Here is a 15,754-nt window from a genome sequence, read left to right on the forward strand (position 1 = left end):
GCCCATGAGCCTGCCCCCGAGTCCGTCCTTGACCCCTGCCGAACAGGACGCCGCCTTCCGCCCGGACCAGACGGATCCTCTGGACTGGAATGACCTCGTCGAAGCGCTCAACCGTGACGGCCAGACGGCGGAGTTCCTGGCGGGTCTGCCCGGCACTCCGGGACCAACAGGCATCGCCATGGATTCCCGCGCTGTTCGGCCGGGGGACCTGTACGTCGGTGTACCCGGAGCCCACCGCCACGGCGCCGAGTTCACCGACTCCGTGGTGGCCGCCGGCGCCCGCGGGGTGCTCACCGATGCCCGTGGGGCCGAGCTCATCCAGGAGCACCGGCACGAGATCACGCCCGCCAGTGTTCCGGTGCTGGTCGTGGACGACGCGCGGGACGCCGTCGGGACCGCCGCCGCGGCGATCTATCGCAACGCCGGCGTGGGGCCTCGCCTGTACGGCGTCACGGGCACGAACGGCAAGACCACCACGAGCTATTTCATCACCTCGTTGCTGGAGGCGTGGGGGGAGTCCACCGGACTGATCGGCACCATCGAGATCCGGGCGGGCGGTCGTGCCGTGCCCAGCACGCTCACCACTCCTGAATCGACGCAACTCCACGCGTTGATGGCTCTGATGCGTCAGGAGGGGGTGGGCGCCGCCGCCATGGAGGTGTCGTCCCACGCCGTCAGTTACCGCAGGATCTCGGGACTGCACTTCGCCGTGGCCGGATTCACCAACCTGACGCAGGATCACCTCGACCTGCACGGGTCCATGGAGGACTATTTCGCCGCCAAGGCCGGACTGTTCGACGGTCGCCGCACCGGTCGCGCGGTGATCACGCTCGACGGCGGCCCGGACGGCCCCGACGCGGACGGCGCCACGTGGGGCACGCGGATGGCCGAGGCGGCCGGGTGCCCCGTGGTCACGCTGTCCCTGGGTCCGGCCGCCGATCATTCCGGTGCACCGATCACCGAGGCCGACTGGTCGGTGTCGGCGTTGACACCCTCCGGGCTGGGGCACCGCTTCACCATCAGCCATGCGGCCAGCGGCCGGGAGGTTCCGGCGTCGACCGGGTTGCCGGGACGGTTCAACGTGGCCAATGCGGCACTGGCGGCCGTCATGGTCTTCGAATCGCTGCCGGAGACCGAGTGGGACTCGATCGCAGAACTCATGGATGCGCCGGTGGGACAGGGGCCCTTCGCCACCGCTGTGCCGGGGCGGATGGAGGTCGTGGGTCAGTCCCCGGACGCGATCGTGGACTTCGCCCACAACCCGGACGGAATGGTCCGTGCGCTGGAGTCCGTTCGGGATGCTCGCCGTGCTTCCGGCAACGAGTCCGGCCGCACCATTCTGGTTTTCGGCGCCACGGGTGACCGGGACAAGTCCAAGCGTCCCGTGATGGGACGCATCGCGGCGCAGTGGGCGGACGTGGTGATCGTCACCGATGATGACGCGCACACCGAGGACCCCGCCGGTATCCGTGCCGAGGTGCTGGACGGTGTGAGAGAAGCCGCGCGTGGGGCGCTCGAGGCCGGGCGGTCTGTGGAGGTCCATGAGTCCGCGCCGCGCCAGGAGGCCATCGACTTGGCGGTGTCTTTGGCCACACCCGCGGACACGGTGCTGGTAGCCGGGCGCGGCCATGAAACCGTGCAGGACATGGCCGGAGTGGACGTCGCCCTGGATGATCGGGAGGAACTCAGGGCGGCTCTGGGCCGCCGCGGCCCTCAGCCCTCGGCCGATTCCGCGGCACGGGGACGTAAAGTTGACGGGTCATGATCGAACTCAGCGCATCCGCCATTGCCGAGGCCACCGGCGGCCGTTTGACCGCCACGGCGTCTCCCGGCGCCACGGTCGACGCCGCGACCACCGACTCGCGTGAGATCTCGCCCGGAGCACTGTTCATCGCCAAACCCGGTGAACACGCCGACGGCCACGACTTCATCCCCACGGCCCGAGCCGCTGGGGCCACGTTGATCCTGGCTCAACGGGAGACCACGGACGATGACGGACACCCCGATCCCGCCGTGCTGGTGGAGGATGTGGTGCTGGCCATGGGCCGACTCGCCAGCTACATCGTGGAGCGGATTCGCGAGCACTCGCCGACCACGGTGATCGGCATCACCGGTTCCGCGGGCAAGACGACCACCAAGGACCTGCTGGCGACCGTGCTGTCCACGCAGGGACCCACGGTGGCGCCGCAGAACTCCTACAACGGGGAGGTCGGTGTTCCGCTGACGGTCTTCACGGCCTCGCTGGAAACGCGCTACCTCGTCATCGAGATGGGGGCGGACCAAGTCGGCAACATCGAGTACCTCTCGTCCCTGGTGAAGCCGGACATCGGCGTCGTGCTGATGGTCGGCTCCGCCCACGCCGGAAAGTTCGGCGGAATCGAGAACATCGCCCGGACCAAGGGAGAACTCGTCGAAGCCCTCCCCGCCACCGGTTACGCCGTCCTCAACCGAGACGATCCGCGTGTGACCGCCATGGCCGAGCGGACTCCGGGGAAGGTCGCTTGGTTCTCCGTGGAGAACGGGTCGTTCCCGTGGGTGGACCAGGACCTCGACGATGGGAAGGCGGCGTTCTCGGCCCTGGCCGACTCCCTGACGACCAACGGTGACGAGCAGCCGGTCTTCGAGTTGCGGCTCGGGGCCGGTACCCGTGCCGAGGCGTTCCCGGTGGTCTCGGGCCTGACCGGCCGTCACCACGCCGCGAACATCGCCGCCGCAGCGGCCGCCGCGTTCGCCGCCGGGCTTCCCGCGGAGACGATCGCTACCGCGCTCCACGGCGCTGGACCCAGCAGCCGACGGCGGATGGAACGCACGGATCGGGAAGACGGCGTGACCATCATCAACGACGCGTACAACGCCAACCCGGAGTCCATGCGGGCCGCCCTGAAGACCCTGGCCACGATCGGTCGTTCCACTGGCCGGCGAACCTGGGCGGTCCTCGGTGAGATGCTCGAACTCGGTGACGCCAGGATCCCGGAGCACACGGCGATCGGCACCGCCGTGGTGCGGCTCAACATCGATCAGTTCGTCGTCGTCGGCCGCGGTGCTCGGCCGCTGTACACCTCGGCCGTCAACGAAGGCTCGTGGGGCGAGGAGATCGATTTCGCCGAGGACGTCGACGCCGCCGAGGAGTTGCTGAACCGCAGGCTAGCCCCGGGCGACATCGTGCTGCTGAAGTCCTCGAACGGGGCCGGACTGGGCGAACTGGGCGATCGGCTAGCCTATGGTCGAGCCGGTACGCCGACCACGGACGGTTCACGTGCCGGGGACCGGAAGGAGCCGAATCCATGATCGGTCTGTTGATCGGTGCCCTTCTGGGCCTCGTGCTGACGCTGTTCGGCACGCCGCTGTTCATCAAGTTCCTCGTGAGACAGGGCTACGGTCAGTTCATTCGCGACGACGGCCCGACGAGTCACAAGACCAAGCGCGGCACCCCGACGATGGGCGGGGCCGTCTTCGTGGTGGCCACAGTGGTCGCCTATTTCCTGACGCACTGGATCATGTCCGGGCTGCAGCTGGAGAACGCCGGGTTCACCGCCTCCGCCATGATCCTGCTGCTGTTGATGGTGGGAATGGGGTTCGTCGGCTTCCTCGATGACGTCACCAAGATCACGAATCAGCGATCCCTCGGACTGACGCCGTGGGCCAAGATCGTGCTGCAGGCCATTGTCGGGATCAGTTTTGCCGTCCTGGCGCTGAATTTCGCCGATGAACGAGGCCTGACCCCGGCCTCAACGGCGATCTCTTTCGTCCGCGATCTTCCCCTCGACCTCGCGTTCGCCGGGCCAGTGCTCGGGATGATCCTCTTCGTGATCTGGTCCAACCTGATCACGACGGCCACCACCAACGCCGTCAATCTGACCGACGGACTGGACGGACTGGCCACCGGTGCCACCGCGATGATCACCGGCGCCTACATGCTGATCACGATCTTCCAGGCCAATCAGTCCTGCGGCGTCACCGGAGTCCAGGCGGCCTGTTACGAGGTCCGGGACCCGATGGACCTGGCGGTGCTCGCCTCCATCCTGACCGGTGCACTGATCGGATTCCTGTGGTGGAACACCTCCCCGGCGAAGATCTTCATGGGGGATACCGGTTCGCTCGCCCTCGGGGGTGCCCTGGCAGGTTTCGCCATCATGTCTCGCACCGAGCTGCTGGTCGTGATCCTGGCCGGCCTGATGGTCATCATCACGCTTTCGGTGATCATCCAAGTGGGTTACTTCAAGTTCTCCGGCGGCCGGCGGGTCTTCCTCATGGCGCCGCTGCAGCATCATTTCGAGCTCAAGGGCTGGGCCGAGGTCACCGTGGTGGTGCGCTTCTGGCTGGTCGGTCTGCTCTGCGTGGCCGTCGGGGTCGCCCTGTTCTACGGTGAGTGGGTGCTCACACCATGACCTCCGGCTCATCGGCAGGCTCCCGTCCAGACGCGGCTGGCGGACCGGGGCGCCTGGACTCTCTGACGTCCTGGGACGCTGACTGGTCAGGCCTGCGAGTCGTGGTGGCGGGGCTGGGACTCTCCGGATTCTCCGCAGCGGACACCCTCGCTGAACTGGGTGCGCACGTGGTGGTCGTCGACTCTCAAGACTCGGCCGATGCCCGGGGCAAAGCCGACACCCTCAAGATCGTCGGGGTCCACGAGGTGCTGCTGGGCCCGGACGCACCCCTTCGGCTTCCCGACGTCGGCGGTGCGCCGGCCGACGTCGTGGTCACCTCCCCGGGATGGCGGCCCGATCAACCGCTGCTGGCCGCGGCCGCTGCGGCCGGAATCCCGATCTGGAGCGACATCGAACTCGCGTGGCGAGTGCGCCGGCGTGCTGGTCGGAGCACGGCCGACTGGCTGGTCGTCACCGGAACGAACGGGAAGACCACCACCGTCGGCATGGCGGAGTCGATGCTGTTGGCGGCCGGACAGCGGGCCATCGCCTGCGGCAATCTGGGCACGCCCATCCTCGACGTCATCCGGAACCCGGAGGACTGGGACACGATCGTCGTCGAGCTCTCCAGCTTCCAGCTGCACTGGACGCACCACATCGAGCCGGCCGCCTCGGTGGTGCTCAATGTCGCGGAGGATCACGTGGACTGGCACGGCTCCTTCGAGGCCTACTGCGCCGACAAGGCGAAGATCTATGAGCACACGCGGGTGGCCTGCATCTTCAGTGAGGAACAGCCGTTGACCATGCGCATGGTCGAAGGCGCCGACGTCCAGGAGGGCTGCCGCGCCGTGTCCTTCACCACGGACGCCCCCGGCCGCTCCATGGTCGGTGTGGTGGAGGGAATGCTGGTGGACCGGGCTTTCCTCGAGAACCGTGCGCATCAGGCCCTGGAACTCGGGCACCTGGAGGATCTGGGTCCCCTTGCGCCCCGGCATCAGGTCGCCAACGCCCTGGCCGCCGCTGCTCTCGTCCGTTCCATCGGGGTTTCCCCGGAGGCCGTGCGCGATGGCCTGCGGGCCTACCAGCCGGGGGAGCACCGCATCCAGCCGGTGGCCAAGGCGAACGACGTGCTGTGGATCAACGACTCCAAGGCGACCAATCCGCACGCCGCCGACGCGTCGCTGGCGGCGTTCACCGACGTGGTCTGGATCGCCGGCGGACTGTCCAAGGGGGTGGCCTACGACGACTTGGTGGCCCGCCATGCCGACCGCCTTCGCGCGGTGATCCTGCTCGGCGCCGATCCCAGCGAACTCGAAGGTGCGTTGAAACGACACGCACCGGATCTCCCGGTCCTGCAGACCGCTGTACGGGAGACTGGAAACGAACACTCGGACGGTCAGCAGGCCATGGTGACAGCGGTCCGTGAAGCGCATGCCGTGGCCCGCCCCGGAGACGTCGTGCTCATGGCGCCGGCAGCGGCGTCCATGGATCAGTTCACGTCGTACGCAGACCGAGGAAACGCCTTTATCGACGCCGTCGCCCGCCTCATGGAAGACCTGGGGCTGGGCAGCTAAGGAGCCCCCGCCCATGGTGACCACCCCACTCCGGCCCTCGCGCCGCACCCGGGGTCCCGCCAGGACCGGGCCGCGGACCTCAGGGGCCACTGGGACTGTGCCGAGCGGAGCAGTGCCGGCACGTCCGGCGCCGTGGTGGCGTCGTTTCTGGGCGGTCCTCGAGGGCAGCGCCTCGTCCCGGGCGTCCTATGTCCTGATCCTGGGATGCACCGTGGCCCTGACCGTCATCGGGCTGATCATGGTGTTGTCCTCCTCCTCGGTGGAGAACATCGGAGAGTTCTCCGGGTCCTATGACCTGTTCCTGCGTCAGGGCATCTTCGCCGTCGTCGGGCTCGCGACGATGCTGGCGCTGTCCCGGCTGAGCAGCGCGCAGTTACGAAAACTGGCCTGGCCGGCCATCCTGCTGGCCGTCTTTCTGCTGATGCTGGTGATCACGCCGTTGGGACACGAGGTCAACGGCAACCAGAACTGGCTGAAGATCGGCTCCTTCACGGCCCAGCCGTCCGAGGCGGCCAAGCTCGCCCTGGCTCTGTGGTCGGCGGCCGTCCTGGAACGCAAGGCCAAACTGGTCGGGCGGCTCCAGCACTCGATCGTGCCGGTCATCTTCCCGGTGGGACTCATGCTGCTGGGCCTGGTCATGTACGGCCGGGACCTGGGCACTGCCATGGTGCTGATGCTGATCATCGGAACCGTGCTTTACCTGGCCGGAACCCCCATGCGCTATTTCCTGGTGGCCGGCGGCCTCGGCCTCGCCGGGGCGGTGACCCTCGCGCTGACCTCCGCCAACCGTGCCGTGCGCATCCAGGCGTGGCTCGGCAATTGTGAGGTCGCCACTGACCCGTGCTATCAGCCGCAGCACGGCATGTACGCCTTGGCCTCCGGCGGATGGTGGGGCGCCGGTCTCGGCCAGTCCCGGCAGAAGTGGAGCTACATCCCCGAGGCGGAGAACGACTTCATCTTCACGATCCTCGGTGAGGAGCTCGGCCTGGTCGGCACGCTGCTGGTTCTGGCTCTCTTCGCCGGACTGGCCGTCGGCATGTTCCGAGTGGCTCGCCGCGCCGACTCCCTCTTCGCGCGCATCTGCACCAGCGGCATTCTGATCTGGATCATCGGCCAGGCATTCATCAACATCGCCATGGTCACGGGCCTGTTGCCGGTGATCGGCGTGCCTTTGCCCTTCATCTCCTACGGTGGTTCCGCGCTGACCTTCGTGCTGGCGGCGATCGGCGTGGTCCTCGCGTTCGCCCGCGAAGAGCGTCGGAGTGCGCTCGGCACAGACACAGCGGTGAACAAGAACACCAAGAACACCAAGAACACAGCAGTCGACAAGGCCACAGCATGACGGCGTCTTTGCGCGTCGTTCTGGCCGGCGGAGGCACGGCCGGGCACGTCAGTCCCATGGTGGCGATCGCCCGAGCCCTCCAGGACAGTGCCGCCGAGGCGGGCATTCAGATCCACTGCAGCATGGTGGGCACAGCATCCGGGCTAGAGACTCGGCTGGTCCCGGCGGCCGGCTACGAGCTCGACACCATCGATCGGGTCCCGCTGCCTCGGCGGCCCACGATGGATCTGGCGCGGCTGCCGGGACGGTTCCGGCGGGCCATCCGCCAGGCCGGGGCCATCCTCGACCGTCGCCGAGCCGACGTCGTGGTGGGGGTCGGGGGATACGTCTCCACGCCGGTGTACCTGGCCGCTGCCCGCCGCGGACTGCCGTTGGTCATCCATGAGGCAAATGTCCGGGCCGGACTGGCGAACAAGGTCGGCGCGCGGCGAGCCGCCGTCGTCGCCACCGCCTTCCCAGAAACCGTTCTGCCCCATGCCCGCTGTGTCGGCATGCCGATGCGCCGGGAGATCTCCCGTCTCGACCGGGACGCCAGCCGGTCCTCGGCACGGCGGTCGCTGGGACTGGATGAGTCCGCCACGACCGTGGTGGTCACCGGAGGCTCTTCCGGTGCCCTCAACTTGAACCGGACGGTCGCCGCGGCACTGCCCGATTTCGCGGCCGCCGGACTGCAGGTGCTGCACCTGACGGGCCGGGACAAGCAGGTTCTCGGGCCCGACGGGACCCCGGTCAGCTCGCCGGGATACCACCAGCTGGAGTATCTCGACGGGATGGAACAGGCTTACGCCGCCGCTGATCTGATCGTCGCACGCTCGGGATCCGGCACGGTGTGCGAGTTGGCGGCCGTCGGGCTGCCGGCCGTGTTTGTTCCGCTGCCCGTGGGCAACGGCGAGCAGTCACTCAACGCCCGTGGACTGGTCGACGCCGGGGGAGCGCTGATGGTGCGGGACGAGGCGTTCACGCCGGACTGGGTACGCCGCGAACTCATTCCGCTGGCCCTGGACGGCGACCGATTGCAGGCGATGTCCGTGGCCGCGGGGACCCTGGGAGTCCGCGATGCCGACCGCACCATGGCTCGGTTGGTCTTGCGCGCAGCCGGACTGGACCGGGAAGGAGACCACTCGTGAACGCCGGTACACCGTCGGACCCCCACGCCCGGACGACTCAGGAACCGGGCACTCAGACCCCCGCCGAGTTGGCTGCTTTGGGCCGGGTCCATTTCCTCGGCCTCGGTGGCGTGGGGGTCTCCGGAATCGCTCGCATCATGCAGCAGCGCGGGGTGCCGATTTCCGGGACCGACGCCAAAGACCTCCCGGTGATGCGAGAACTGGAGGCGGCCGGCGCGACGGTGTTCGTGGGCTACGACGCCGCGCACCTCGACGAGCTGGCCGTGGACACGGTCATCGCCTCCTCGATCGCCGGAGCGGGAAACCCAGAATACGACGCGGCGGTCGCCCGGGGACTGCCGGTGCTGCACCGCTCCCAGGGCCTGGCGGCCACCATGTCCGGACAGCGAGTCCTGGCGGTGGCCGGCACCCACGGCAAGACCACCACGTCCTCGATGGCGGCCCTGACCTTCACCCAGGCCGGCGCCGAGCCGTCTTTCGCCGTGGGCGCCGCCGTGGCCGGGCTGGGCACCAACGCCGTGGCCGGCGCCGGTGAGTGGTTCATCGCCGAAGCCGATGAATCCGACGGAACGCTGCTGAACTACCGGCCGCAGATCGCCATCCTCACCAACGTGGAGGCGGATCATCTCGACTTCTACGGCACCGAAGACGCTGTGGTGCAGGTCTTCCGGGACTTCATCCAGCTGCTGCCGGACGATGGCGTGCTGGTGGCCTGCGGTGAAGACGCCGGCGCGCGCGGCCTGGCGGACTGGGCCCGCGGAGCAGATCTCGACGGAGGCCCCGGACGAACAGGCCCTCGGGTGGCCACCTACGGTTCCGACCCGAACCGGTCCGATGACCTGGTGCTGGTGGCCAGCGAGTCGTCGGAGACGACTGGCGGCACTGGTCAGCTGGTGACCTATCGCTGGGCCGACGGCACGACGACGCAGTTGACGCTGTCTCTTCCCGGGCGACACAACGCGCTGAACGCCGCGGCGGTGCTGCTCGCTGCCCGGCATGCCGGGCTGCCGGTCGAGGCCGCGGCTCGTGGTCTCGAAGAATTCAAGGGGACCGCACGGCGATTCGAGTTCCGGGGTGAGGCTGCGGGCGTCCGCGTCTTCGACGACTACGCCCATCACCCGACCGAGGTGGCGGCGGCCATCGCGGCCGGCCGGTCCGTGGCGGAAGGCCATCGCGTGCACGTGCTGTTCCAGCCCCACCTGTTCTCGCGCACCCGAGACTTCGCCGACGGCTTCGCCGAAGCCCTCTCGGCCGCCGACGGGGTCAGAGTCCTGCCGATCTACCCGGCACGAGAAGAGCCGATCCCCGGCATCGACTCATCCGTGATCGCCGGCCACGTGCGCGCTGCGCTCCCCGGAGCGACGAGGGTGCCGACCGACACTCGGCAGGCCGTCGCCGAACTCGTGGCCCTGGCCGAACCCGGCGACATCGTCCTCACCATGGGGGCCGGAGACGTGACGGCTCAGGGCCCGGCCGTCCTTCAGGCGCTCACCGAGGCGCAGCGATCATGACGGATGTGGACGAGACGACGCGGACGTCGACTGACCGTGACAACGTGCTCGAGTTCCCGGAGACCGAGGGCGAGGTCCGGCATCGTCGACGTCGGCTCTGGTGGGTGAGCGGCGCGGGAGTCGTGGTGCTGTTGGGCATTCTCGGCGCCGTCCTGTACTTTTCGCCGCTGCTGGCCGTACAGACGGTGACGGTCACCGGAACGGACCTGGTCTCCCAACAGCGCGCCTTGGAACGGCTGCAACCCCTCGTCGGGATGCCCTTGCCTCAGGTCGGGGAAAGAGCCGTGGAAGACCTGCTGTCCGATGAGCCGGCGGTGCGAGAGGCGATCGTCCACGCTGAGCCGCCGTCTTCGCTGTCCGTGGAGATCGTCGAGTACGAACCCGTGGCGGCGGTGCCGGACGGCGATCGCCGAGTGCTGTACTCGGCAGACGGGAAGGCCCTGGCCGAGGTGCCGGCTGATCGCGCCGCGGAATACCAGCTCCCCAGTGTGGCCAGCGTCGAAGACGTCCGCGACCCGCAGGTCTTCGATGTCATCACCTCCGTCCTGGGGACTCTGCCGGAGTCGATCCGTACGCAGATGGAGTCGGCTTCGGCACAGACCGTGGACTCTGTCACCCTCAAACTCAAGGACGGCCGGACGGTGTTGTGGGGCAATGCCGATCAGGGGCCCCGCAAGGCCCAGGTGCTCGAAGCACTGTTGGGAATACCCGAAAACGACCAGGCGCCGGTTTCCGAGTTCGACGTCTCCACTCCGGACCGGCCGGTGACGCGGTGAGGTCAGCGACACGCGGGACTGGTCTTTGCGCGAATGCCGCCAGCACCATAACGTTTCACCCAGACACAGGTTGACATAACACTAACGTTCAACCTGAACGTTAAGCCAGCCGGACGGCACTGAAGCGCACGCTGGGCCTCAGTGATCCCGACCGGAGACAGACAGACACCGAGCAAGGGATATACACCGTGGCAGCACCGCAGAACTACCTGGCCGTCATCAAGGTCGTCGGCATCGGCGGCGCCGGCGTGAACGCCGTCAACCGCATGATCGACGTCGGGCTCCGCGGCGTGGAATTCATCGCCATCAACACCGACGCTCAGGCGCTGCTGATGAGTGACGCCGATGTGAAGCTCGACGTCGGCCGTGAACTCACGCGCGGACTCGGAGCCGGCGCCAACCCCGAGGTCGGCCGCCAGGCCGCCGAAGATCACGCCGAGGAGATCGAAGAGGTCCTGCGCGGCGCGGACATGGTGTTCGTGACCGCGGGCGAGGGCGGCGGCACCGGCACCGGCGGCGCGCCGGTGGTGGCCCGCATCGCTCGGTCTCTGGGAGCGCTGACCATCGGCGTCGTCACGCGGCCCTTCACCTTCGAGGGCCGGCGTCGGGCCAGCTCCGCCGAGAGCGGCATCGACGACCTGCGCGATGAGGTGGACACCCTGATCGTCATTCCCAATGACCGGTTGCTGTCCATCTCGGACCGGAACGTCTCCGTGCTGGATGCCTTCAAATCGGCTGATCAGGTGCTGCTCTCCGGTGTCCAGGGCATCACCGACCTCATCACCACTCCGGGCCTGATCAACCTGGACTTCGCCGACGTGAAGTCCGTCATGCAGGGGGCCGGATCCGCGCTCATGGGCATCGGCTCGGCGCAGGGCGAGGACCGCGCCGTCAAGGCCGCCGAGCTGGCGATCGCCTCCCCGCTGCTGGAGGCCTCCATTGACGGAGCCCACGGCGTACTGCTGTCCATCCAGGGCGGCTCCGACCTCGGTCTCTTCGAGATCAACGAGGCCGCGCGGCTGGTCCAGGAAGTCGCCCATCCCGAAGCCAACATCATCTTCGGCGCCGTCATCGACGACGCGCTGGGCGACGAGGCCCGCATCACGGTCATCGCGGCCGGCTTCGACCAGGTGGACGCCACCTCGGCGCCGACGGGCACCTACAACGCCGGCACGCGGCCGCAGAGCCAGTCACAGCAGGCCACTCTGCCCGGGTCGCAGGGCTCGGGGCAGCTGGCAGGCCAGGGAGCCAGCCAGTCAGCCGGCCAGGGAACCGCCCAGAACGGCACCCAGAACGGCACCCAGAACGGAGCGCAGCAGCCGGGCCACCAGCGTCCCGTGCCGGCGGCTCCGGGCCACGAGCCGGTCGCCCAGCCGGAGCCGTCCGGCTACCAGGCCGAGCCCGCCCAGGAGGACCTGCCGACCGTCGTCGAGCCGGACTCCTCCGGTCCGGGCCGGGACGGCCGAGACGATCTGGATGTCCCGGACTTCCTGAAGTAATCACGGCTGCAGTCAGCAGGTACCACGTGACGGACACGAACGGGCCGTTCCTGGTCCTCGATCGTCCCGCACCGGAGCTGTACCTCGGCTTCACCGGTGTCGACGCCGGCAATCTCGCCTACCATCTGGCGGATTCGGCGCCGAGCCGAGAGCGGGTCTCCCACTCCCGCGAGCAGTTGGAGCGCGCCATGGGGGTTCGGCCCGGGAGCACCGAGTACGTCACCCAGGTCCATTCCACTCGTGTCGTGGGGGCCGGAGGTGACGAGGTGCCCGCCGAGGCCGACGCCATCGTCAGCGCCTCGGGGAGCGAGCCTCTGGCGATCATGGTGGCCGACTGCCTGCCCGTGGTCTTCGTCTCCCGGGCCGTGGGTGGCCATGAGTTCTCGGGCCCCACGGCGGTGGCGCATGCCGGTCGCCGGGGGCTGCTGGACGGCGTCCTCCAGGCCACGGTCACTCGCATGCGCGAGGACGGCGCCGGTTCCGGCGCCGGAGACATTGCGGCCTGGATCGGCCCGGGAATCTGCGGGCGCTGCTACGAGGTCCCCGAACAGATGAGGGACGACGGAGCCGCTCGGGTGCCGGAGACCTTCTCGACGACTTCGTGGGGGACACCCGCTCTTGATCTGGCGGCCGGTGCGCAGGCGCTGCTGGAGACCATGGGGGTGACCGTGCGCCGGGTCCCGATCTGTACTTTCGAGGACCGACGGCTCTTCTCCCACCGGCGTGAGCCCGGCCGGGGCCGGGGTGTGGGACTGGTCTGGCGCACCGGATCTGGCACTGGACCCCTGCCAGCAACCACCAGCACGAGCAGCGCGAGCGAATGATGGACCGGACAGAGGAACGTACAGCACAACTGGCGGAACGCCTGCAGTCGGTCAGGTCTCGAATCCAGCAGGCGGTCTCGCAGGCCGGGCGGCCGGACAGCCCGCAACTCGTGGTGGTGTCCAAATTCCATCCCGCGGCCGACGTCCGACGACTCGCGTCTTTGGGTGTGCGCGACTTCGGCGAGAACCGTGACCCGGAGGCGCGGCACAAGGCCGCTGAACTCGAAGACCTGGACGTGGACTGGCACTTCGTCGGGCAGCTGCAGTCGAACAAGGCCAAGCACGTGGTCCGGTATGCCTCAGCCGTTCACTCGGTGGACCGGGTGTCCCTCGTGGAGGCGCTCTCGACGGCGAAGCAGCGTGAACAGGCCCGGCGTCTGGAGTCCGGGGAGCAGCCGCTGCGGCCGCCCCGGCCGCTGCGGTGCCTCATCCAGGTCGATCTCGACCCGCGGCCGGTCGAGGACAGACCGCCGGGGATCGGTGCCCGCGGAGGCGCGCCACCGGCTGCGGTGGAGGAGCTGGCCGAACGAATTGACCGGGCTGACGGGCTGCGGCTGCAGGGTGTCATGGCGGTGGCTCCCCTCGGGCTGGACCCGGCCGGGACCTTCCGCCGGCTCCGCGAGCTCTCCACCTCGATGACCTCCCTCTATCCCGAGGCCACGTGGATCTCCGCGGGCATGAGCCACGATCTTGAGCAGGCGGTTCTCGAGGGGGCGACACACCTACGAATCGGCACCGATGTCCTGGGGCCGCGCCCCGAGGTGGGTTAACCTCGAAAGTGTCTCCAGGACGGCAGACCAACGCAGGGCCAACAGCAGGCTGGGCGGTTACCACACGGTGAGGATTTTCGATGGCTGGTGCACTGAAGAAGACCATGATCTACCTCGGTCTCGCCGACGGCGACGAGCAGTTCGAGGAGGATCGGCGAGTGGTCGAGCAGCCTCGCGGGCACGAGCGCGCCGATCGTGCCGACGGCGCCGAGCGCGCCGACTACTCTGATGAATGGGTCGAGGACGCCCGCGAGGAGCGTGGCCGTTCGGCCGTTGCCTCACCGTCCCCGTCAGCGGAGCGCGAATACCGAGCTCCCGTCACCCCGATCAAGCGGGCCGCCCAGTCCCGGGAAGAAGCTTCTGCAGTGCGCCAGATCACCACCGTCCACCCGCGTTCCTACAACGACGCCAAGCTCATCGGCGAGTCCTTCCGGGGTGGTATTCCGGTGATCATGAACGTCACCGACATGGGCGAGGCCGATGCCAAGCGTCTGGTGGATTTCTCCGCTGGCCTCGTCTTCGGTCTGCATGGTTCGATTGAGCGGGTGACCAACAAGGTGTTCCTGCTCACCCCGGCCACGGTTCAGGTGCTGGGTGAGGACCTCTCGGACGCCGACGACCAGGCCCACTTCTTCAATCAGAACTGACACCGTGCCGGCAGAGATTCACCTGCTGGAGGGCATGACGGTGTGGAATAGGCTGCCGTGACCCTTCTCTTCTCCCTGATCTACCTCGTCTTGGCCCTGGTTCAGTTCCTGCTGCTGATCCGGATCGTCTTCGACGTGGTGCAGTCCATCGCCCGTTCATGGCGACCGCGCGGTCCGTTCCTCGTGATCGCCTCGACCGTGTACTCCGTCACCGATCCGCCGTTGCGGTGGCTCCGGTCGAAGATCCCGCCGGTCAACCTGGGCGGAATCGGCATCGATGTGGCCTTCCTTGTGCTGTTCGTGGTGGTGATACTGCTGAAATCCGTCGTCCAAGCCGTGGCGGCCGGAATCATGGGCTGATGGTAGCCTGACTGTGAGTGTGGCCCCGGTGCGCTGACCTGCGCGCCCGGCCCTCAGAAGACCGTTGCCCCTCGCGGGCAGACCAGATACGTATTGGGGTGACCACATGGCGCTGACGCCGGAAGATGTTGTCAACAAGCGGTTCCAGCCGACGAAGTTTCGGGAAGGCTACGACCAGGACGAAGTTGACGACTTCCTGGACGAGATCGTCGTCGAGCTGCGCCGCCTGAATCAGGAGAACGACGAGCTGCGGCGCAAGGTCGCCGAGCTGCAGTCCGGTGAGACCGGCACGTCCGTTCCGGCTCCCGTCTCGGCTGAGGCCGCCGAGGAGCAGCCCACCCACGTCTCCCAGCCTGTGGACGCGGACGCTGAGCAGGCGTCTGCTGCGTCCGAGGCACCCGTCAACGGAGCTACCGCGGCACCGGCCGGCGAGGCCGAGTCGACGACCGCAGAGGAGCCGGCCGCAGCGGAATCGGCCGCCCCGGCCACTCGAGCGGAGCCGACGGTCACGGAGCCTGCGCCCGCCACGGCGCCCACGGCCACGGCCCAGCCTGCTGCCGCTCAGCCCACCGCCGCGGCCGCTCAGCCCGCCGGCCAGGACGCCACCGCCACGTCTGCGGCCGGTGTGCTCGCGATGGCTCAGAAGCTCCACGACGACTACGTCGCCGAAGGACAGACCAAGCGCGAACAGATCATCGCCGAAGCGCAGAACGAGGCCAACGGACTCGTCAACGACGCTCAGGAGAAGTCCCGCAAGACCCTCGCCGACTTGGAAGAGAAGAAGTCGGTGCTGGAGCGTCAGGTGGAGCAGCTCAAGGGCTTCGAGCGTGACTACCGCGCCCGGTTGAAGGCCTACATCGAGGGTCAGCTGCGCGACCTGCAGAACCAGGGGCCGATCCAGGACGAGGCCGCGGCCACCAGCTGATCGCGGGAACGGCGGGCCACGCCCCGTCGTCG

Annotated in this window: 14 protein-coding genes; all 14 read left to right on the forward strand. The window is 68.3% G+C overall.

Annotated elements, in window-relative coordinates; all coding sequences use genetic code 11:
- The first annotated feature begins 4 nt into the window (after positions 1 to 4).
- The 14 genes from ACFQQD_RS07470 to ACFQQD_RS07535 all read left to right on the forward strand — a co-directional run bounded on the left by ACFQQD_RS07470 (position 5) and on the right by ACFQQD_RS07535 (position 15,722).
- On the forward strand, positions 5 to 1,765 hold the full coding sequence (locus ACFQQD_RS07470; RefSeq protein ID WP_378087892.1) for a Mur ligase family protein: 1,761 nt from the start codon (positions 5 to 7) through the stop codon (positions 1,763 to 1,765).
- Entirely contained in the window at positions 1,762 to 3,288 is a 1,527-nt protein-coding gene (gene murF / locus ACFQQD_RS07475) for a UDP-N-acetylmuramoyl-tripeptide--D-alanyl-D-alanine ligase (protein WP_378087894.1), read from the forward strand. The genes ACFQQD_RS07470 and murF overlap by 4 nt, the downstream gene beginning before the upstream one ends.
- The gene (mraY, locus tag ACFQQD_RS07480) at positions 3,285 to 4,388 is read left to right on the forward strand and encodes a phospho-N-acetylmuramoyl-pentapeptide-transferase (protein ID WP_378087896.1); all 1,104 of its coding nucleotides are present in this window, start codon (positions 3,285 to 3,287) and stop codon (positions 4,386 to 4,388) included. The genes murF and mraY overlap by 4 nt, the downstream gene beginning before the upstream one ends.
- Positions 4,385 to 5,941, forward strand: coding sequence for a UDP-N-acetylmuramoyl-L-alanine--D-glutamate ligase (gene murD / locus ACFQQD_RS07485; RefSeq protein WP_378087898.1), 1,557 nt, complete (start codon positions 4,385 to 4,387; stop codon positions 5,939 to 5,941). Before mraY ends, murD begins: the two co-directional genes overlap by 4 nt.
- Positions 5,942 to 6,053: 112 nt before the next feature.
- The gene (gene ftsW, locus ACFQQD_RS07490; RefSeq protein ID WP_378087900.1) at positions 6,054 to 7,283 is read left to right on the forward strand and encodes a putative lipid II flippase FtsW; all 1,230 of its coding nucleotides are present in this window, start codon (positions 6,054 to 6,056) and stop codon (positions 7,281 to 7,283) included.
- Complete coding sequence (gene murG, locus ACFQQD_RS07495) at positions 7,280 to 8,410, forward strand: undecaprenyldiphospho-muramoylpentapeptide beta-N-acetylglucosaminyltransferase (protein ID WP_378087902.1); 1,131 nt, start codon at positions 7,280 to 7,282, stop codon at positions 8,408 to 8,410. The genes ftsW and murG overlap by 4 nt, the downstream gene beginning before the upstream one ends.
- On the forward strand, positions 8,407 to 9,921 hold the full coding sequence (gene murC / locus ACFQQD_RS07500; protein ID WP_378087904.1) for a UDP-N-acetylmuramate--L-alanine ligase: 1,515 nt from the start codon (positions 8,407 to 8,409) through the stop codon (positions 9,919 to 9,921). Before murG ends, murC begins: the two co-directional genes overlap by 4 nt.
- Complete coding sequence (locus ACFQQD_RS07505) at positions 9,918 to 10,697, forward strand: cell division protein FtsQ/DivIB (protein ID WP_378087906.1); 780 nt, start codon at positions 9,918 to 9,920, stop codon at positions 10,695 to 10,697. The genes murC and ACFQQD_RS07505 overlap by 4 nt, the downstream gene beginning before the upstream one ends.
- A 188-nt stretch (positions 10,698 to 10,885) precedes the next feature.
- Positions 10,886 to 12,196, forward strand: coding sequence for a cell division protein FtsZ (ftsZ, locus tag ACFQQD_RS07510; RefSeq protein WP_378087908.1), 1,311 nt, complete (start codon positions 10,886 to 10,888; stop codon positions 12,194 to 12,196).
- Between the two features lie 26 nt (positions 12,197 to 12,222).
- Entirely contained in the window at positions 12,223 to 13,020 is a 798-nt protein-coding gene (locus ACFQQD_RS07515) for a polyphenol oxidase family protein (protein ID WP_378087910.1), read from the forward strand.
- Entirely contained in the window at positions 13,017 to 13,790 is a 774-nt protein-coding gene (locus tag ACFQQD_RS07520; protein WP_378087912.1) for a YggS family pyridoxal phosphate-dependent enzyme, read from the forward strand. The genes ACFQQD_RS07515 and ACFQQD_RS07520 overlap by 4 nt, the downstream gene beginning before the upstream one ends.
- An 80-nt stretch (positions 13,791 to 13,870) precedes the next feature.
- A complete protein-coding gene (locus ACFQQD_RS07525; protein WP_378087914.1) occupies positions 13,871 to 14,437 on the forward strand; it encodes a cell division protein SepF in 567 nt (188 codons plus the stop codon).
- 57 nt (positions 14,438 to 14,494) lie between these two features.
- Positions 14,495 to 14,797 (forward strand): YggT family protein, encoded by a 303-nt coding sequence (locus tag ACFQQD_RS07530; RefSeq protein WP_378087916.1) that lies wholly within the window; start codon positions 14,495 to 14,497, stop codon positions 14,795 to 14,797.
- A 106-nt stretch (positions 14,798 to 14,903) separates the two neighbouring features.
- Entirely contained in the window at positions 14,904 to 15,722 is an 819-nt protein-coding gene (locus tag ACFQQD_RS07535; protein ID WP_378087918.1) for a DivIVA domain-containing protein, read from the forward strand.
- Positions 15,723 to 15,754 lie beyond the last annotated feature (32 nt).

Source organism: Citricoccus sp. GCM10030269, assembly GCF_042665635.1.
Classification (GTDB): domain Bacteria; phylum Actinomycetota; class Actinomycetes; order Actinomycetales; family Micrococcaceae; genus Citricoccus.

What these genes read in the sequence shown, in the direction of transcription:
- ACFQQD_RS07520 (WP_378087912.1), top strand. Translation starts at nt 13,017, where the DNA reads ATGATGGACCGGACAGAGGAACGTACAGCACAACTGGCGGAACGCCTG.
- murD (WP_378087898.1), top strand. Translation starts at nt 4,385, where the DNA reads ATGACCTCCGGCTCATCGGCAGGCTCCCGTCCAGACGCGGCTGGCGGA.
- murF (WP_378087894.1), top strand. Translation starts at nt 1,762, where the DNA reads ATGATCGAACTCAGCGCATCCGCCATTGCCGAGGCCACCGGCGGCCGT.
- murG (WP_378087902.1), top strand. Translation starts at nt 7,280, where the DNA reads ATGACGGCGTCTTTGCGCGTCGTTCTGGCCGGCGGAGGCACGGCCGGG.
- mraY (WP_378087896.1), top strand. Translation starts at nt 3,285, where the DNA reads ATGATCGGTCTGTTGATCGGTGCCCTTCTGGGCCTCGTGCTGACGCTG.
- ACFQQD_RS07535 (WP_378087918.1), top strand. Translation starts at nt 14,904, where the DNA reads ATGGCGCTGACGCCGGAAGATGTTGTCAACAAGCGGTTCCAGCCGACG.
- ACFQQD_RS07470 (WP_378087892.1), top strand. Translation starts at nt 5, where the DNA reads ATGAGCCTGCCCCCGAGTCCGTCCTTGACCCCTGCCGAACAGGACGCC.
- ACFQQD_RS07525 (WP_378087914.1), top strand. Translation starts at nt 13,871, where the DNA reads ATGGCTGGTGCACTGAAGAAGACCATGATCTACCTCGGTCTCGCCGAC.
- ACFQQD_RS07505 (WP_378087906.1), top strand. Translation starts at nt 9,918, where the DNA reads ATGACGGATGTGGACGAGACGACGCGGACGTCGACTGACCGTGACAAC.